The following is an 18,957-nucleotide window of genomic DNA, read 5'->3' on the forward strand; positions in this document are numbered from 1 at the left end:
CACCGCGGGTTCACCTCTGTATGAGGCAAGCGGTCCTCGTTGATGCCGGAGAAGCCAACCCAGGGAAGCGACCACGATCAGATGGCACAGAAGCTAGGCTGCGACCGTGAACCGAGAACGGCGCCAGTCAGAGAGTCCCCGCTTCAAAGAACCGGGCGTAAGGTCCATCCGCGAAGTGGAGCTGCAACTCATCAAAATTCTGCACGGTCTGGTCTAGCGCTCGCGTTTCCTGGCGCTGAAGGTTGGCTGGATCAGATAGCTCGATGGTCGGCGCGCCCAGGAAATCCCAAACCTTTCCTAAGCAAGCAGCGGGCTCGTGAAGGAGGCTCTCGTATTCCACTACGAGCAGCTGGCTCGACGTGAAGGAGTGCTCAATGCGCGCGTGGAAATCGTCCGCGGCTTTGAAGTAAGCCTCACAGTCAGCGATTGACAATCGGACGCGCGGTGGCCGAGCGGCGTCCGAACTGAATTTCAGCCATTGCCCGCTTTGTCTTGCCTGTGCAAAGGACCGTAGCGATTCTAATATATTTCGAGTTACGAGAATGACTTTGAGGGCTGGCCAACGAGTCAGTTCGGCAAAAAAAGCTGGGCGTTCGCGAAATTGGGGTTCATTGATCTTGCAGCCGACATGCGTCACTTTCTTGTAGTCTGGCGTGGGATAGCGCAAGTAGGCTTGTTCGAGGAGCTCACGATCGGTGCGTAGCAGGCGATCCTTCCCGGGCCAATTGGCATCATACTCATTGAGCAGCTCACCGTTGCTTAGTACCGTCGGATGCTCGTTTAGCAATTCCTCGAGATAGTGTGTGCCAGTCCTTGGCATCGCAAGGATCACAAAAGGCTGAGGCGTAGGCGTGGGGTGAGTCATTGCTATGTGTTTCCAGCTAGTAGCGGTCGCGAGGGTTTAGGGCAGACCAGGGCACAACAAGCTCGGCTGCTATGTCTTGAACTGGACTCAATCCTCTCGTGCCGGTCGCAGCAGCATCAACGCATCAGACGTCGACGAAACAGCGCAGCAGAGAGGAAAAACGGCAATACGGCGTACATACAAAGTGCGCCGATATGCAGCCCGACGTTGTCTGCCAAATGGCCGAGCATTACCGGACGGATCAGGTCGATAGAGTTCGCCAGCGGGGAGAAGGCCGCGACGCGCTGAAAGGCGCCTGGCAGTTGGCCGACTGGAAAGACCGCACCAGACAGGAACAGCATGGGTGTGATGACGAGCGTCTGATAGAATATAAAATAGTGGTAGCTGGGCGCGAGCGCGATGACGACCATTGCGAGGCTGGCAAAGGCAAAGCCGGTGAGAGCGACCACCGGCAGCACATAGGGCACGGACGTCCACGCCGCATAGCCCAGCGTAGCAGCAACAATGGTAATTGCCGTGCCTGCGAGAAAGGCCTTGGTGGCTGCCCACGCCAATTCACCGAGAACGATGTCGCCCAGCGTGAGTTGTGTATGCAGGATTGCTTCCCAGGTGCCCAGGTCGCGCATGCGACTGAAAACCGCGTATATTGTTTCGAAGGTCGATGCGGTCATCGCGCCTGTCGCGACCATCCCGGCTGCCAAGAAGGCAATATACGAGGCGCCTTCAACCTGACCCACCATTAGGCCAAGACCAGTACCGAGCCCGAAAAGGTAAATTAAAGGATCGGCGAGAGTACCGAGAAGAGACGCAAATGCGACCTTCTTCCACGCCAGATAGTTGCGGCGCCACACCGCAATCCAGTTCCACGCGTTGGCGGGCAGTGCCGCCGCAAGATCTTCACGCATCATTCACTTCTCCATCTCGCGTCCGGTTAGCCGCAAGAAGACGTCCTCCAGACTTGGTGGGCGCTCCAGAATCCGCAGACCTGCGCGCCCGCGAAGCTGGCCACGCACCTGCTCTGGATCGGGCGCATAGCAAAAGAGTGTCTCGCCGCTTACCTCAATGCGCTGAACGTACGGCTTGATTAGCGAAGTCAGCTCCTGCGGATTGCCGCCAAAGATCTCGATCACATTGCATCCAATATGTTCGTCTATCAACGCATGAGGGCTGCCCTCGGCAATCTTGCGTCCCCGCTCCAGTACACACAGCCGATCGCATAGCCGCTCAGCCTCTTCCATGAAGTGGGTGGTCAAAATGATTGTCTTTCCGCTCGCCAGCAGAAAACGGAGCCGCTCCCAGATCAGGTGGCGGGCGTGCGGGTCGAGGCCGGTAGTTGGCTCGTCCATTATAAGAAGTTGTGGGTCGTTGATCAGCGCGCGTGCCAACGTTAGACGCCGCTTCATGCCGCCTGACAGCTGGCCGACACGTGAGTCCGCCTTGCTCTCAAGGCGGGCAAACTCGAGGAGAGATGGAACGACCTCTTGAATCTTCCGTGTGCTCATGCCGAAGTATCGCCCGAACACCACCAGGTTCTCGCGGACCGTGAATTCCAGGTCCAGGTTGTCGAACTGCGGAACGACACCTATGCCCTTGCGGGCCAAGCGACTTCGAGCCGGCACCGGCACCCCGAGCACCGTGATCTTACCGGAGTCAGGCCGGGTCATGCCGAGGAGCATGCGGGCAATGGTGCTCTTGCCTGCACCGTTCGGCCCCAGCAGGCCGAAGCACTCTCCCGTCCCCACAGTGAAGGACAACCCTTTCACAACGAGTTTGCTGCCAAATGACTTGGTTACCTGGTCAAGGTCGATTGCTACATTGGACATACGTCTATCTCAGGCTGAAAACAGGCCAATCGGCCGGCCGGCAGCTTACTTTCGAGGTTCTGGTCCAGAGCAGCTGGTACCTGTGCTGGTCCTTGAGGAATGAGAGAAAGCGATTGTAGCAGCCGCGCAAAAAAGGGTCGAAGGCTACAGTCGCTTTCGGCTGGTTCTCGGTCTGATCGTTGATGTATGCCTAAGCTCACGACGTATTCTCTACCCAAGTGCTCAGTCGGAGCTGTGAAGAACGCCAGGCTCAACCAGCTGTGCAGAATCGCGCGAACGATCAGTACGATTCGAGCCGGCAATTCCCGGACTGCCTGTACCATTTGCCCTGGTGATCGGGTTTGCGACGATGATCGGCTTCTTGCTCCCATGGGGCTGGATGGCATTTTTGCGCGACAGCCAATCACTGTTGCTCAAGGTGCACAACGCATAAGCTTTCAAGGGAAGTAGGAGAAAGATGTTGATGAACGTGTGCAGAGAAAAGCCGAAGAACCGGACTTGGCGTGCACGCAAAGCTATCACGGTGCATCGAATGATCGTCATGCCGGCAATGATGATTGCCGTTGGCCAAGGCACCGTATTTGCCAATGCGAGCTCTGCGAGCCCGGCGAGTACAGCGACCGCGAGCAACAATGGACCGAGATTCTGTCCAATCACGTCCAACGTGAGGTAGCGATCGAGGCCCGGCAACAGGCGCAGTGCCAGCAGCGTGTCGCGGAAAGTGCTTCGTGCCCAGCGTAGTTGTTGGCGCAGATAGGGTCCCATCTTGTCCGGAACGACTGTCGCCGCGATGGCGTCCGGAACGTACTCGGTCCGAAAGCCTGCTTTCAGCATCAGGATGGTAAGATGGCGGTCCTCGCCGAAGTCGCTAGGTTTGCCCCTAAACAGCTGAGTTTCGTATTGATCCAGCAGCGACATCAGACAAGAGCGGCGGTACATTGCACAGGGGCCGCAACAGCACATGACCGCACCAAAGCGGGCCTGCGCTGCCCGTTCCTCGTTGCAAGCGAGCCAGTACTCCATGTCAATTAACCGGGTCAACCAAGTGTCGCTCCGGTTGGATGCCGTCAGCTGGCCCATGGCGGCGCCGATCGCTGGATCCCGCATCCTTGCGGTAAGTTTCGCGATCACGTCGGGCTCGAGAGTCGTGTCAGAGTCGACGCTGAGCACGAAATCTCCAGACGAACCACGGATCGCGGCGATCTGTGCTTTACGTTTGCCGACGTTGTGGGGGAGCTGAATAAAGGTGAATCTGGGGTCGTCTACGTAGGCGTGATGCACCGGCATGAGGGCGTTGCGATTTCCAGAACCGTCATCAACCACATAGACGTGCAGCTTTCCGGCGTATTCCTGGTTTGCAACCGAAGCCAGACAGGCCGAAAGTGTGCGCGGCTCCTCGTTGTAGCAGGGGATAATGACATCCACGCTCGGCCAAAGGTCGAAGGCGAGCAAGTCGTCCGAGCTTGAGGCAACGTGTCCCGGCTGCGCATAAACCGCTTGCATGCCTTTATAAACGGTCGAGAGCAGCGCGTAACACGAAACGGCGACGGTACTGGCTGTGGTAAGCGGGTCCATAGGATCTCGTTTGTTCAATGATGTTGAGGAAGGGGTCGGACTGTGAATCCGCGGTCGTGCAGCGCTGGGATCAGGCGGGACAGCGCCATAACGGTCTGGTCGCGTGGATTCCTTCGAGAGCAGTCACACCCGTCGTGAAGGAGCACAATCGCGCCCGGGCGGACCCCGGCGAGAACTGCATCGACAATCAAGTCCGCGCCGGGGCGAGACCAGTCTCGCGGATCGACTGACCAATGCAGGGGTGCCAATCCAGTGCTCGCCGAGACTTTGAGAGCTTCTTCGGTCCAGCTCCCATAGGGCGCACGAAAGTACCGCAGCGCAGCTTGGGGGCACGCCATCCTGATGGCGCTGTTCGCCTCAACTATTTCACGTTCAACTTCGCCGGGTTCGCATCTGGACAGGTCGCGATGAGTCATCGTGTGATTGGCCACTTCATGCCCATCCGCAATAATTCGCCGGACAAGCTCCGGCCGGTCTACAGCCGCGTCACCGATCAGGAAGAATGTCGCCGGTGTCCGGTGTTGCGCCAGCACGTCGAGGACCTCCGGTGTCCAAACGGGATCGGGACCGTCGTCAAACGTGAGATAGACGCTGCGCTCTTGGGTGCCGTCTGCGCAGTGACTGGACATTTCACATATGCGGTCCAGATGTTTCATAGCTCCGGACCGTTCCGCTCGATGAAGGTGCCGGACGGCCACTCGTCAATCGACCGCCCAATCGGCGAGACAAAGAGGAGATCGTCCTCCAAGCGCGTGGGCGGCAGGTCGGGATGCATGTCTGCCAGGGTCGAGCGGATGCGAACGTCCGGCACAATCTTCCCAAGCCCCACCTTGCAGAGCCTCTGGATGTGATTTCGCATTTCGTGCCGAACCTGGCCGAAAGCGAATGGAACGCCCATCTGCTGCAGCGCCGGATACAGACTGCGCAGGGACAAGCTGATGCCGAGGCCCTCAAGATCCCTACGCACCCCGTACAATCCGAGTTCGGCCACCAGCACGTCGATTTCGCCAACTTTGATGAACCGGCGCAGTAGACCGAGATGTGCCGCTACACCGTGCGTGTCCCTACCAATTGCGCGGAACTCTGGCCTCGCGCCGAACCAACTGCGGCCGCCTTCGAATCGCATTGCGGAGAAGGTGCCAGTCCCTCCATAGGTTTTGTGCAAGAAGTCTGACAGCTCGACATGCTCATGCAGTTGCAACTCGTTTTCCCAACACAACCTCCACTGCACTTCAGAGCGCATGGAAAGACCTCTGTCCGTTCCTGTTTTCCTGAGGTAAGCGCCTAATGACGGGGAGCTTGTCGCGTCGAGCCGGCGCGATATGGCTTTCGCAGGTCACCGGTGAACTTTAGCCGCACTGGACATGCGATCCGGTCGACACCGGAAGGCGTACGCCAGAAATGCTGTCCGGCACCCACGCAAGCATCAAGTTCCTTTAGGGCTTGCTTACATCTCTTGTGAGGTCCCTATGCGACGTTCAGCAAAACTGGTAAAATCGTTTGTTTCGATGAAAGGTATCCACTCTATGGATAGCCGCACGCATGCGTTTCAAGGGGCTTGATCTCAACCTTCTCGTTGTGCTGGACGCATTGCTGGCCGAGCGCACTCTCTCGGCGGCGGCACGCCGCATAAACCTAAGCCAGCCGGCCATGAGTGCGGCTGTCGCCCGGCTGCGCGACTTTTTCGGTGATGAACTGTTCAGTATGAACGGTCGAGAGCGCATCCTGACCGCACGAGCGATTGCACTTGCCCCCGCAGTCCGCGACGCTCTCCTGCGTATCCAGTCCTCGATTATTTCTTCGGATCCGTTTGACCCGGCTCGATCCGATCGACGCTTTAGGATCATTATTTCCGATTTCGCCACGCTCGTTTTTTTTGAAAAAGTCGTGGAGCGTGTCGCTCGTGAAGCCCCCGCCGTCACGTTCGAATTGCTGCCACTCGATGACTACCCAGACGAGCTCCTCCGGCGCGGCGACATCGACTTTGTAATTCTTCCGAATATGTTCATGTCGGGCGCGTTTCCAAGCGTGGCGCTTTTCGATGAGAAGCTGGTATGCGTGGGCTGTGCCGCCAACAAGCAGCTGCCACGGCAGCTTACATTTGAGAGATACCTGTCGATGAGGCACGTCTGCGTCAGGTTCGGACGTTGGCGCAAGCCCTCTATCGAGGAACTGTTCTTGCTCGAGCACGGCCTAAAAAGACGTGTCGAAGTCGAGGTGCAGGGCTTCAGCATGGTGCCGCCAATGGTGTCCGGCACAGCTCGTATTTCGTCCGTGCCCTTCCGGCTGGTTAAGCACTTCGAAAGAACGTTCCCCCTTAAGGTCGTCGAACTTCCACTGCCGCTTCCCGTTTTCACCGAAGCCGTCCAATGGCTGGCCAACCACAACGGTGATCCAGCCAGCATCTGGATGCGGGAGATAATGGTGCAGGAAGCATCCCGACTTGCTACTCCTGCGAATCCACGCGAGGCCCCCAGCGCTCCTGGATTTGTGTCGGCCGTTACCGCCCACACTCATGTTGCCTGAGGCGACAGATCGTCAGCTGATCGGCAGGTGTTGCGCTTGCAGACTGTGAGACGCCCGGAGCGAGGAGCGGAGCTCGAAGTGCATGTCTCTGGTCGGTACCTCATCCGGTTCGCATCTTGGCTGGCCTTGGTCTGAGGCCCATCGTGGGTTATGCCAGGGTTGCGGTCGATGCTCGCTTCGAAGCTCTGGTTGGAGTTGTCCTGCCATACGCTTGGGTGCAGAAGAAGTTCTCGATCAGATGACGCTTCCAGATCGAGAGGCGGCGGCAAGGCGCGCCTCGGATCGTGCTGGATTGCGATCCTGGCGCCGCGCTCGTTCAGATCGGCAATGATGGTGTTGATGTTGAACCCCGTGTCGGCGATCGGATCGCCGAAGGCGACGCCCTCGATGCGCGGGCGAAACCCCGTATCGAAGCGGCCTCCTGACGGGGGACGAAGCACACAAGTGCCGAGCGGATCGGTGAGCGCAAGGATCTTGGTCGCCATGACGACCCTGGAAAGGCCTGCGCCTGGCTTTGAGACCCCTGTTGCGCTTCCGCGGCACGCGTATCAAACTCATCGCACGGCCATGGGTGCAGCCGTGGCCGGGCTGCGGGATGAACCGTTTACGACAAGCGCCGCGGACGTTTGATCCGCATGCAGCAGCACATGCCCTGCAAACCCCGGCGGTGAGACCTGTCGCGCGATGCCTACGACAAGGTAGGCTCCGGTTACCCGTGCTCAGATCATGGCCATGCCGCCATTGACGTGGACGGTCTGGCCGCTGACGTAGGCTGCTTCATCGGAGGCGAGGTAGGCAACCGCGGACGCGACTTCAGCGCTGGTGCCCATCCGCCGGGTCGGGATCGCCGCCATAATCGCCTCTTTCTGCTTGTCGTTGAGCTTGTCGGTCATGGCCGATTCGATGAAGCCCGGGGCGACGCAGTTGACGGTGATGTTGCGGGTGGCGATCTCCTGCGCCAGAGACTTGGAGAAACCGATCATGCCGGCCTTGGAAGCTGAGTAGTTGGTCTGGCCCGAATTACCGGTGATACCCGAAACTGAAGTGATGTTGATGATGCGGCCGTGGCGGCGGCGCATCATCGGGTGGGTCAGTTCCCGGGTCAGCCGGAAAACGGCGGTCAGGTTGACCTCGAGCACTGAGTCCCAATCGGCGTCCGACATGCGCACGAACAGGCCGTCCTTGGTGATGCCGGCATTGTTGACCAGGATGTCAACCCCTTCGAGATCGGCCTCCGTCTTCTGGCCAAGCGCCTTGACCTCGTCGCGGTTCGACAGGTTGGCCGGAAACAGCTTGACCCGGTCGCCCAGTTCGTTGGCCAGCGTCTCCAGCTTTTCGATGCGCGTACCATGCAGGCCGACAATGGCGCCCTGCGCATGCAGTATCCTGGCTATCGCCTCGCCGATGCCTCCCGATGCCCCGGTGACGAGCGCCTTGCGGCCCTTCAATTCGAACATATCTTGTCCTCTTCTCTTCAGGCCGGCGAATTCGGTTTCGCCTGCCGGAAGTCTCGGCTCGATGGATGGCTTCCTGGGCGCTCCCGATCCGCGGCGACGTAATATTTTATCCAGCCAAACGGCCTTGGTGAGTTCACGCACCAATTGGGTTGCGGCGGCATCGGCCGCACGACCAGACGCGGCTCGACCGATCTGACCACCTGGAGCTGACTGGTGGACACTGGGAGAGCGTTCAGACTGTCTAGCAAGGCTCGCGGAAGGACTTTGCGGCGACATGGACGCTCACTATACGTGCTTGAACGCTAGAACTGCGTTCGTGCCCCCCATGGCAAACGCGTTGCTCATGGCCACACGCACCTTACGCTCGCGCGGCACGTTGGGCGTGACATCGAGATCGCAATCGGGGTCTGGCTCGCGATAGTTGGCGGTCGGAGGTACCACGCCCTCCTGAATCGCCATCACACAGGCGATCATTTCAATCGCGCTGGCTGCACCTAGGCAGTGACCGTGGGTGGATTTGGTGGAAGAGACGGACATCGAATGAGCATGCTCACCGAAGACTCGCTTGATCGCCGCCGTTTCGATTTGATCGTTGGCCTTGGTGCCGGTGCCGTGCGCGTTCAGGTACTCGACGTCCTCTGGATTCAGTTTCGCATCGGCAAGGCAGGCGCGCATCGCGCCTTCCGGCCCGTGAACTGCCGGCGCGGCGATGTGGGAGGCATCGGCAGACAGACCGATGCCCGCGACCTCGGCAAGAATCTTTGCACCCCGGGCGGTAGCATGCTCATAGCTTTCCAGTACGGCCATGCCCGCACCTTCGCCCAGCACCACTCCCTTCCGGTCCGCGGAGAAGGGCCGGCAAGTGTCCGGAGCGAGCACGCGCATGGCTTCCCATGCCTTCATCATCATGTACACGAACGCCGCGTCGCTGCCTCCCGCAAGCATCACGTCGGCCCGGCCATACTTGATCTGGTCTACGGCCGAGGCAATCGCATGATTGCCCGATGCACAGGCGGTGGTGACGGCGAAGACCGGCCCGCGAAGGCCGAGGCTCATGCTGACCTGGCACGCAGCCGCGCTCGGCATCGCCTTTACTCCCGAGAACAGTTCAACGCGGGACGCTCCCCCCAAAAGGACGTCGCGGTAGCCTTTCTCGGTCGCATCGAAGCCGCCGAAGCCGGCACCCACTATTGCGCCAAAGCGATGGGCATTGCCTTCATCGCAGGAGAGTCCGGACTGTCGCATGGCTTCGCGTGCTGCAAGCACGGCAAGCAGGCTGAAACGTCCCATGGAGAGCAGCTGCCGAGGCTCAATGTCGTGCTCAGGCAGCGTCTTGATCTCGGCGCCGATCGCGCCCTCCAGTCCGTGAAGCTGTGCATTGACAATGGGACCGATGGCCGATCGGCCCTCGCGCATGCCTTTCCAGATGGACCCGACATCGGTGCCCAGCCCGCACAGCCCGCCCAGTCCAGTGATGACGACCCGGCGATCCATTCAAGCCGCCTTGTTGAGCAAGCCGCGGATGGCTTCCACCATGTCCCCGACAGTTTGGAGATCAGACCACGCATCGGCCGAGTTCATCTCGATCTTGATGCCGTACGCCTGCTCGAGATCCCAGAGCACGTCCGCCAACCCCAGTGAATCGATCCCGAGCGCAGTCACTTCGTTCGCAGTGGTTATTTCGCCGACGGATGCTGCAGTCGTTCCCTCGGCGTTCTCCGATTCGATGCGCTTCCTGATTATCTCAATGACTTCCGTTATAAGTTGATCAGACATTTGTCTCTTTCCATTTCAGCTTGTTTTTACGTGGCGCGACATAACTCCTTGAGCCGCGCGCATCGGGGAACCAGCCATCAAACTTCTGCAACTGAAGAAGCTTAACGCCCATGGAGCCGGATAAGTCCGGCTGGCCTGCGGCGCAGGCCGCGATGGCGAAGAATCTTGCTGGGAGGCCGTAGCCACTCGGGACGGATATGCAGCCCCGAAGCTTCACAGCTCCGGACCGTTGCGGTCGATCAGCGTGCCGGAGGGCCATTCGTCCATGGAGCGTCCAATTGGCGATACCAACACGAGTACGTCATCCAGGCGCGTGGACGGCAGGTCGTGATGCACATTTGCGCGGCTCGAACGGACCCGGACGCCTGGCACAATGGTGGCTATGCCCTCTCTGCAGTACCTCTCAACATGGTTACGCATGGCGTGCCGAACCGTGCCGAAAGCGAAGGGAACCCCCATCTGCTGCAGGACGGGATATACGGCGCGCATAGAAAAGCTGATTCCGAGCTTCTCAAGATCCTGACGAACGCCATACAGGCCCAACTCAGCCACAAGAACATCGACGTCGCCAACCTTGATGAAGCGGCGCAGTATTCCGATGTGTGCCGCTACGCCCTCAGGGTCGCTGGCAATAAGGCGGAGTTCGGGTCTTGCGCCGGCCCAACTGCGGCCACCTTCGAATGGCTTTGCGCCGAAGACCCCGTTTCGTCCATAGATCTTTCGGAAGAAATCGGAGAGCTCGACATGGTCGGCCACTTGCAAGCTATTTTCCCAGCATAACCTCCACTGCACGGCAGAGCGCATGGAAGAATTTCTCCTTTCGGGTTGTCCTTAAGACGCTCATCACGGCATAGAGGCAGCGGTGATCGGTGCGTCAGGTGTTTGTCCATGCGAGATTTCAGCACAATGATAAAATCCTTTGTTTCGATGGAAGGTATCCACTCTATGGATAGCCGCAGAAATGCGTTTCAGGGGGCTTGATCTCAATCTTCTCGTCGTGCTGGACGCATTGCTGGCCGAGCGCAATCTCTCGGCGGCGGCACGCCGGATCAATCTCAGTCAGCCGGCGATGAGTGCGGCCGTCGCCCGACTGCGCGATTTTTTCGGCGATGAACTGTTCAGCATGAACGGCCGCGAACGTATTCTGACGTCACGTGCGGCAGCACTTGGCCCCGCAGTTCGCGACGCTCTGCTGCACATCCAGCGTACGATTATTTCTTCCGATCCGTTTGACCCGGCTCGATCCGATCGTCGCTTCAGGATCACTATTTCCGATTTCGCCACGCTCGTTTTTTTTGAGAAAGTCGTGGAGCGTGTTGCCCGGGAAGCCCCCGCCGTCAGTTTCGAATTGCTGCCTGTCAACGATAGCCCCGATGAGCTCCTCGGGCGCGGCGACGTCGATTTTGTAGTTCTTCCAGATTTGTTCACGTCGAGCGCGCATTCGAGCGTGGCCTTGTTCGACGAGAGGCTCGTATGCGTCGGCTGTCCCACGAACAGGCAGCTGAGACGGCAACTTACATTCGAGAGATACCTGTCGATGAGGCACGTCTCGGTCAGGTTCGGACGTTCGCTGATGCCGTCCGTCGAGGAATGGTTCTTACTCGAGCATGGTCTTAAAAGACGTGTCGAGGTGGCCGTGCAGGGCTTCAGCATGATCCCACCCATGGTGTCCGGCACGGCTCGTATTGCGACCATGCCCTTCCGGCTGGTTAAGCACTTCGAAAAAACCTTCCCCCTTCAGATTGTGGAACTTCCGCTGCCGCTTCCTGCTTTCACCGAAGCGGTCCAATGGCCAGCACTCCATAATACCGATCCGGCAAGCGTCTGGATGCGCGAGGTAATGATGCAGGAGGCAGCTCGCATGGCTGTTCCGCTGTGACAACACGCGAGGCTTTACACGTCCATTTCGCTTTCTACCTCTTCGACCAACTGCTTTCGCGTCGACAGCACGCGCTGGATGAAATCAATACTGGCGGCAAGCGCGCCAGCGAGCTCGTCAATCGTGCACACTTCCTCTACCAGTTCGAACGAGAAGGGTCCCGCATAGCCATGGTCAAGCAGCGCCTGGATCTGACTGGCATTGTCAGAACCTCCAAGAAGGCGATCCGGGCAAATCCAGAACATCGGGTCGTTCACGCCTGAAATGTGCGCCAGTCCGGTAAGCTCGCCAAACAAGGAGGCCTCGCCGGCGAGCGTGTGGTGGAACGTATCGTGCATCAGGCGAAACACGGTCTGGCCGTCAACCGCGGCAATCGCCTCGACCGCTTCCTTCTTTGATCGGAGCGAGCAGGTTCGAAAGCCCAGCGGCTCAATCAGGCCGACAAGGCCGCGCGATTGGAGGACCGGCTTGAGCGCGTTTAGAGCGAGGCGGAGACAGTCATGGCGCTCGCCAGCGCTGGCGCGCGAGCCGTGGTTGACTGGCACCAGCACGACCGTCTTGGCCCCGCACGCCGCAGCGTAGTCGGCCAGCTTGCTCGCCTCCGCCCGGCGGATGGCAGTCCAGTCGTCGAAGCGCTGCAAAGCGTTCATCGAAATTATCGTGACGCCGGCTTCGGTAGCGGCCGAGCGGACCTCAGCAGCCGGAATGGCGCGTGCAACAGGATTGCTGAAACGATGGTCACGGATTTGAACATCGGTCAGGCCCTGATCACGCGCAATTGCGAAAATTGCACTGACGTCGACAGAAGGCGCCGCCATGTCTTCCAGCGCAAAGCGGGGAGATACCTGGCGCATGGGCTTGGCTTTTCCTTCAAAAAGTGCGGCGCCAGTCTTGTCTGGCTTCTCCGCGCGCCCCACCGCAGGCGGATGCACAAAGCTGATTGGAGCAGGCTAGTCAATCGAGCGATTCTTGCATTTATGATAGAAAATTGGCACGCACTGATAGAATCACATCATTCAGATATTCTCCGGCACATAGATATCGAACGGCAGAAATGTCTGGCCCGATGTCTCCGCCGTGCCGTTCTTGAGGGCGCGGTCCATCAGCAGCATCAGCTCCTGGCAAAGTCGGCGCAGTGGCGTGGCGAGCGCCATCGTGACGATGTCATCCGCGAGAGCCGCCCGTGACTCCGGCGTGATTTCATTCACGATCACGACGAGATCCTGACCGTTGCACTCGTCCCGGAGCGCGGAGATGGCACCCTCCATGCCACCGCCGGCCACGTAGAACCCGACGAGCTCAGGTTCCCGCTGCATAAGATGCAGTAGCGCCTCGTAAGTGATCTGTCGTTTCTCAAAGTTCAAGAGCGTATCGAGCACCTCGAATGCTGGCTCGTTCTCACGGAAATAGGAGCGGAAGCCGCTTTCCCGCAGCTCATGACTCTGGAAACGGTGGCTGCCGACAAACACCGCCACTTTGCCAGGCCGTTTAGCGGCTTTGGAGAACATCCAAGCTGCCGTGCGCCCGACCCTGTGGTTGTTGAGACCTACGTAGCCCTCGCGCGCGCCAGCGGCGAAGTCAGAAAGCAGCGAGAAAACCGGGATGCCTTTTGCCTTGAGCTCCTCGACTGCCGCCGTGATCTTAGGGTGGTCTGGCGCCACCATGCCGATCGCGTGACAGCGCCTACCAAGATTCCTGAGGCTAGCCGCCAGCTCCCCGGGCGAATGCGAAGGCGCGAATTCGATAACCGGAGTGCCATGGAAGGTCTCGGCCGAAGTAACCGCTGCTTCGACCTCGCGCGCGAAATCTTGGTAGAAATGCTGGGCCGGCTTTCTCAGGATGAAGCCTAGCCGGTACTGCGGCAGGTCCCGTTGCAAGCGCTGTTTGATGAGACCCGCCGCATGATAGCCGATCGCGTGGGCGGCTTCATTGACCAGCCGCGCGGTCCGCTCCCGCACCGGAAGACGATCGTTCAGGACGCGATCGACCGTTGCTACGCTCACTCCGGCTTCGCGGGCGAGATCGGCAATTGTGGGGCGCTTGGCCGTCGCGCCAATTCTGATCGGCTGTCCCTGTGTCATCGGCCCGGTCCCGGCGACGGTTCCGGGCGGCAACGTGAAGATTTCGACATGCTCCACGATCGGCAACCTATCCAATGAACAGCGCTCAAGGAGCAACCGAGCATTCGTCGCTCTCGGTTTCGTTTGCGTAAGGCATCCATGTTTCTTGATTCACCGCATTGGCGCTTCTGATCTTGTGTCTCGCGACGCGCTGTTTAGAGCCGCGAGCCGATTGTTTCGTGCTGATGACAGCGCGGCGACTTGATTGGTCGCGCTGCAGCAATCTTGCTGGGGCGGGGTGGCCGGTTTAGTCTCTCGGCAAGCTCCCGCAGAAGGCGGCTTTCATGCGCGCTTCGTCCAATTCGCCTTCCCAGCGGGCGACGACGAGCGCAGCCACCGCGTTACCCACTACATTCGTCAGCGCTCGGCATTCGGACATGAAGCGGTCCACACCAAGGATCAGAGCCATCCCAGCAACGGGAACAGTTGGTATTACGGAAAGCGTGGCGGCCAACGTGACGAAGCCAGCCCCCGTAATACCTGCGGCACCCTTCGAGGAAAGCATCGCGACGACCAACAGGAGAATCTGATCGGCAACCGACAAATGCGTGTTCGTTGCCTGGGCGATGAAGAGGGCGGCAAGCGTCATATAGATATTGGTACCGTCCAGATTGAAGGAATATCCCGTCGGGATGACGAGACCCACGACGGAACGCTTGGCGCCTGCCTTCTCCATTTTCTCCATGAGCGAGGGCAGCGCAGCCTCCGAGGAGGACGTTGCCAGGACCAGCAGCAGCTCTTCCTTGATGTATCGCACGAGAGAAAAGATTGAGAAACCGTTGTATCGGCACACCGCGCCAAGAATCCCGAACACGAAGACGAATGCGGTGAAATAGAACGTCGCGACCAGCATGGCGAGGTTGGCCACTGAACCGATGCCATATTTGCCGATTGTGAAGGCCATGGCGCCGAAAGCGCCGACGGGCGCGGCCTGCATCAGGATGCCGACCAGCTTGAACACCGGCGCGAGTAGCGCTTGAAGCAAGGAAAGCACAGGCTTGCCGGTGTCTCCGGCCATCGCCAGAGCGCTGCCGAACAGAATCGAGAAGAACAGGACCTGCAGGATGTTGCCTTCGGCGAAGGCACCAACGATAGTTGACGGGATGATGTTCATGAGGAAGCCGGTCACCGACTGATCGTGGACCTTGGCCACATAGCCCTGCACGGCCTGGCCATCGAGCGAGGCCGGATCGATATCGAGGCCAGAGCCGGGTTGAACGACATTGGCGACAATGAGACCGACGATCAATGCGAGGCTCGAGAAGGTGAGGAAATAGATCATCGCCTTGCCGGCGACCCGGCCGACCTTCTTGAGATCGTTCATGCCCGCAATGCCGGTCGTTACGGTTAGAAAGATCACAGGTGCGATAATCATCTTCACGAGCTTGATGAAAGCATCGCCCAGCGGCTTCAGAGCCTCTCCGGTGCCCGGATACAAATAGCCGACTGCGACACCGAGGGCGATGGCGGTAAGCACCTGCACGTACAGTTGGGCGTAGAAGGCCTTGCGGGCTGGGGGACCGGCGCTTCGAATCGGTGGAGCCAACAGCTTTTCTCTCCCTGACCGGATCGGGGTGGGCCTCCTCCCTTCCCGCGCTTCTCCATCGCGGCGCTCCGGTCGAGCGCTGCTGTCGTTTCGGCTGCAAGCGTCGTGCCAAGTGGAAATCCCGCGCCCAATCGTGCATGTTCAGACGCTCGGTCACCCGGTGTCCCCGAGGTTTGTGCGGGTTTCCGCACTGGCTGCCTGATCCTGGGCGAAATCCCGCACTTAGGCTCGGCATTGTGCCGCGTCGAAGCAATACGGTCCGGTAGAAGAAAGAGGATTGACAGGGCGCCGTGCAGTAATTGCTTTGCCTGGCAGAGCGGCCGCCGGTTGTGTCTCTGGCGCCCCGATGTCCCCGCTTCCTTGTCGTATTTGCGACCGACCGCCACCGGAGTGGAGGATCACCTACACGAGCGTGCTCTGGCCGCGCTCCCGCCGAAGCAGAGCGTCTCGAAGGGGCCGTCGACAGACCGATTGATCCCGCGGGTCCTGGCGCAACCGTGTGATTGAGGAGATGCTTTGCAGCACGAACACTGAAGCCCGCACGACGACAACTTCGCGCCATGGCACGCGCCAGCCTGCTCTCGTGGGAATGGCATCAAATAGCGAGGAATGAACGATTGTCGCGGTCACTCAGCGAGCCGGAACCAGGAGGACGTCGGCAGCGATTGCCGGCGATAGAAGCGCGCAAATGCGTCGGCTCGCTCAGCGCGCCAGGCACCCTCGAGACGCCGGGGCAAACATCTTTGCCGTTCCCATCGATCTCCTAGAATCTGAATGATGGATTCTATCATAGCCTCTCTCATCCTTTCAGAAATGCAAGGAAGTTCGGTTGATTGGCCACATCGTTCCGAGCAGCTGTTGACTGCCCATCTCGTTCCGAGCAGCAGTGGTGGCCACCGGAAGAGCCTGTAGAGCGCCCCGATTCACTAAGGATAGTCCAGCTATGCATCGAGCATCGCCTCCCGCATTTTTCGTGCCTGCCTTTCATCGGACCCTGACCGAAGCCAAAAACCGAGACCTACTTTTCGTCTTATGCCTCCTGCGGAACTCCGGCGTGCTGCCGCCAACCCCGCGTCACGATTGTTTCTATCGACGTCCCAAGCACTCGTGGCTCCGACGCGCGAGCAAGTGCGCCAATCTGCGGCGGCCTACGGGGCGAAGAAACTCATGCCGGTCCCGGCCAACGGTGGCTGGGGCGCCGATGCCATTTGACCAGGGCCTCTACGCCCGGCGACGTCGCAGGCCCACATGGCGCGGCGTTGCTGTCGCGGCCCGGAATGGAGGATGACATGCTAAATCATGACAACAATCGCCAATCTGAAGAAAGTGCTGAGCAGACGCCGTCATGCTGCCCATCGCTTCACGACGCCAAAATGGAATCCGCTACTCTGCCGTCACGTGAGAGCGAGCTTGCCGGCGTAGTGGAAATATTTACTACAGCACTTGCCGCCCCCTCCGCGCTCGATGTCACGTTGACAAAGGTCGTAGATATTCTGCGATCGTTTCTGCCGATGCGGCACGGCATCATCTCTCTCTTAAACAGTCATGGCGAACTGGAAATCTTCGGCGCCGGCTCGAGCGAGAGCCGCCGTGTGCCGCGGAACGCGATCGACCACATTATGAGGGCGGGCACGCCCCTGGTCACCGAGAACATCGCCTTTCATTCGGCTTTCACCGCCGCCGACACGGACGTGCTCGGGGTCTCCAACAACGCAGCAGTGTCCTTCATCGGCGTTCCCATTCGCGTCGATGCGGATGTCGTGGGCACACTGACCATCGACCACGTACTGGGCGAAGACCCAAGAGCTTGGCTCGATCACAACCTCTATCTGCTCAACCAAATCGCTAATTTGGTAGGTCAGACAGTCAAGTTTCGTCGCTCCCTAGGGGGCGGTCGCCAGCAACCCATGGCCCAGCACGACTTGCAGCCAAAGCAGAACCAACCGGCGCGGCAGCGTAACAAGATTCACATCGAGGGGATGATTGGCGACAGTTTGCCGTTTCGCGATCTGATTGAGAATATCCAGGTCGTAGCCAAGCTCAAGATTGCGGTTCTGTTGCGAGGCGAGTCGGGTACCGGGAAGGAGAAGGTCGCCAAGGCCCTCCATGATTTGTCGCCGCGCGCCAAACGCCCCTTCATCAAGGTCAATTGCGCTGCGCTATCCGAGACAGTCCTGGAATCCGAATTGTTCGGTCACGAGAAGGGCGCATTCACAAGCGCGTTCAACTCGCGCAAGGGGCGCTTTGAGCTCGCCGACAAAGGGACGCTGTTCCTGGACGAGATCGGCGAGATCTCGCCATCGTTCCAGGCAAAGCTCTTGCGTGTGCTGCAGGAGCAGGAGTTCGAGCGCGTCGGCGGCAACCAGACCGTCAAAGTCGATGTTCGGATCATCGCTGCCACGAACAAGAACCTGGAAGAGGCAGTTGCCAGAAATGAGTTCCGGGAGGACCTCTATTACCGCATCAATGTGTTTACGGTGCGGGTGCCGGCGCTGCGCGAAAGGCGCAGTGATATTCCGCTCCTCGCAGCCGAGTTTCTCAAAAATTTCAATGATGAGAACGGCGTTACGATGACCCTCGATCCCGGTGCGGTTGAAGTGCTGATGAACTGTGATTTTCCCGGCAACATTCGCGAGCTCCAGAACTGCGTGTATCGGACAGCCGTTCTGGCGATGGGGGCATCGATAGGGAGAGGCGACTTTGCATGCTGCCAAGGCCAATGCTTCGCAGCGGCGCTGCATAAGGTCAGATCCGTCAGCCTGGCGCTGCAATCGCGTCCGATGTTGCCGGCGCCAGGGGGTGCGGCCATAACGCCGGCTGCTGCCGGTACGTCTCCCTCCGTCGCAGTCCCGCCTGAGACTACAGGGGAGCCGCCACTCAGCAGGATAGCTCACTTGAACGGTACGAGAACGACCGGTGCTGAAGCTGTCATCGCGGCCATGGAAAGATGTGGCTGGGTCCAGGCAAAGGCGGCACGCCTGCTTGGACTGACGCCGCGCCAGATTGGCTACACGCTGAGGAAATACGGCATTGAGATCAAACGTCTGTGAAGAATCAACCGAACCAGATGAAGCCTTGGTGCTTTGGCGCCTTGAGACGAGCGATGTGGGGTCCCCGCGTCGCCATTTCGATTCGATCGACCCAGGCAAGAACATGGGGCCATGACGCTTTGCTACCTAGCAATGAGATTGGCGGGCAGGAGGCCAATTTCAAGCTGTTTCGACCTGGTTGGCCCCAACGACAGGTGGCCGTTATGTAAAGCAAAATAGAACGAGGAACCGGTGACCGGTGCTACCACCCGATATGAGCTCTGTGCGCTCGCTATCCTTTTTGGTGTAGAACACGTCCATGCTAAAGACTCCTGTAAATTGCGGGCCCGCCTTTAAATTG

The 18,957-nt window shown here is 59.2% G+C and carries 16 protein-coding genes and 1 pseudogene; 3 read left to right on the forward strand and 14 right to left on the reverse strand.

The features are described 5' to 3' along the window. Positions 1 to 127: 127 nt before the first annotated feature. The 6 genes from LB547_RS25760 to LB547_RS25785 all read right to left on the reverse strand — a co-directional run bounded on the left by LB547_RS25760 (position 128) and on the right by LB547_RS25785 (position 5,506). On the reverse strand, positions 128 to 865 hold the full coding sequence (locus LB547_RS25760) for a sulfotransferase (protein WP_064993564.1): 738 nt from the start codon (positions 863 to 865) through the stop codon (positions 128 to 130). Between the two features lie 116 nt (positions 866 to 981). Next, on the reverse strand, positions 982 to 1,770 hold the full coding sequence (locus LB547_RS25765; protein WP_064993578.1) for an ABC transporter permease: 789 nt from the start codon (positions 1,768 to 1,770) through the stop codon (positions 982 to 984). 3 nt (positions 1,771 to 1,773) lie between these two features. Continuing rightward, positions 1,774 to 2,688 (reverse strand): nodulation factor ABC transporter ATP-binding protein NodI, encoded by a 915-nt coding sequence (gene nodI, locus LB547_RS25770; protein WP_064993563.1) that lies wholly within the window; start codon positions 2,686 to 2,688, stop codon positions 1,774 to 1,776. A 222-nt stretch (positions 2,689 to 2,910) separates the two neighbouring features. Continuing rightward, the gene (gene nodC, locus LB547_RS25775) at positions 2,911 to 4,263 is read right to left on the reverse strand and encodes a chitooligosaccharide synthase NodC (RefSeq protein WP_064993562.1); all 1,353 of its coding nucleotides are present in this window, start codon (positions 4,261 to 4,263) and stop codon (positions 2,911 to 2,913) included. Positions 4,264 to 4,277: 14 nt separating this feature from the next. Continuing rightward, complete coding sequence (nodB, locus tag LB547_RS25780) at positions 4,278 to 4,919, reverse strand: chitooligosaccharide deacetylase NodB (protein WP_064993561.1); 642 nt, start codon at positions 4,917 to 4,919, stop codon at positions 4,278 to 4,280. Next, complete coding sequence (locus tag LB547_RS25785) at positions 4,916 to 5,506, reverse strand: NodA family N-acyltransferase (RefSeq protein ID WP_064993560.1); 591 nt, start codon at positions 5,504 to 5,506, stop codon at positions 4,916 to 4,918. Before LB547_RS25785 ends, nodB begins: the two co-directional genes overlap by 4 nt. Positions 5,507 to 5,805: 299 nt before the next feature. Here LB547_RS25785 and LB547_RS25790 point away from each other — a divergent pair, with 299 nt between their 5' ends. Further along, positions 5,806 to 6,789: a LysR family transcriptional regulator gene (locus tag LB547_RS25790; protein WP_064993559.1), complete on the forward strand. Its 984-nt coding sequence runs from the start codon at positions 5,806 to 5,808 to the stop codon at positions 6,787 to 6,789. On the opposite strand, the gene LB547_RS25795 is transcribed toward LB547_RS25790, so the two are convergent. From LB547_RS25795 to LB547_RS25815, 5 genes are all read right to left on the reverse strand, one after another. Continuing rightward, on the reverse strand, positions 6,777 to 7,274 hold the full coding sequence (locus LB547_RS25795; RefSeq protein ID WP_064993558.1) for a hypothetical protein: 498 nt from the start codon (positions 7,272 to 7,274) through the stop codon (positions 6,777 to 6,779). The genes LB547_RS25790 and LB547_RS25795 overlap by 13 nt on opposite strands. A 234-nt stretch (positions 7,275 to 7,508) precedes the next feature. Continuing rightward, positions 7,509 to 8,246 (reverse strand): 3-oxoacyl-[acyl-carrier-protein] reductase, encoded by a 738-nt coding sequence (gene fabG / locus LB547_RS25800; RefSeq protein ID WP_064993557.1) that lies wholly within the window; start codon positions 8,244 to 8,246, stop codon positions 7,509 to 7,511. Positions 8,247 to 8,531: 285 nt separating this feature from the next. After that, entirely contained in the window at positions 8,532 to 9,740 is a 1,209-nt protein-coding gene (locus tag LB547_RS25805; protein WP_064993556.1) for a beta-ketoacyl-[acyl-carrier-protein] synthase family protein, read from the reverse strand. After that, positions 9,741 to 10,022 carry an acyl carrier protein gene (locus LB547_RS25810; RefSeq protein ID WP_064993555.1) on the reverse strand — a complete coding sequence of 94 codons (282 nt, stop codon included), beginning with the start codon at positions 10,020 to 10,022 and terminating at the stop codon, positions 9,741 to 9,743. Between the two features lie 213 nt (positions 10,023 to 10,235). Beyond that, a complete protein-coding gene (locus LB547_RS25815; protein WP_064993554.1) occupies positions 10,236 to 10,826 on the reverse strand; it encodes a NodA family N-acyltransferase in 591 nt (196 codons plus the stop codon). A gap of 157 nt (positions 10,827 to 10,983) precedes the next feature. Between LB547_RS25815 and LB547_RS25820 the strand changes: the two genes are divergently transcribed. Beyond that, the gene (locus LB547_RS25820) at positions 10,984 to 11,901 is read left to right on the forward strand and encodes a LysR family transcriptional regulator (RefSeq protein WP_064993553.1); all 918 of its coding nucleotides are present in this window, start codon (positions 10,984 to 10,986) and stop codon (positions 11,899 to 11,901) included. Positions 11,902 to 11,915: 14 nt separating this feature from the next. Here the strand turns inward: LB547_RS25820 and LB547_RS25825 are convergent, their stop codons facing one another. From LB547_RS25825 to LB547_RS25835, 3 genes and pseudogenes are all read right to left on the reverse strand, one after another. Continuing rightward, on the reverse strand, positions 11,916 to 12,755 hold the full coding sequence (locus LB547_RS25825) for a TIM barrel protein (protein ID WP_064993577.1): 840 nt from the start codon (positions 12,753 to 12,755) through the stop codon (positions 11,916 to 11,918). Between the two features lie 162 nt (positions 12,756 to 12,917). Next, positions 12,918 to 13,982, reverse strand: coding sequence for a LacI family DNA-binding transcriptional regulator (locus LB547_RS25830; protein ID WP_064993576.1), 1,065 nt, complete (start codon positions 13,980 to 13,982; stop codon positions 12,918 to 12,920). A 181-nt stretch (positions 13,983 to 14,163) separates the two neighbouring features. Beyond that, positions 14,164 to 15,570, reverse strand: a pseudogene (locus LB547_RS25835) (dicarboxylate/amino acid:cation symporter); the annotation flags it as partial. Between the two features lie 1,286 nt (positions 15,571 to 16,856). On the opposite strand from LB547_RS25835, the gene nifA reads away from it, so the two are divergent. After that, a complete protein-coding gene (gene nifA, locus LB547_RS25840) occupies positions 16,857 to 18,617 on the forward strand; it encodes a nif-specific transcriptional activator NifA (RefSeq protein WP_064993575.1) in 1,761 nt (586 codons plus the stop codon). Positions 18,618 to 18,957 lie beyond the last annotated feature (340 nt).

The sequence above is a fragment of the Mesorhizobium sp. B264B1B genome, from assembly GCF_020165765.1.
In the GTDB taxonomy this organism is placed as follows: Bacteria; Pseudomonadota; Alphaproteobacteria; order Rhizobiales; family Rhizobiaceae; genus Mesorhizobium.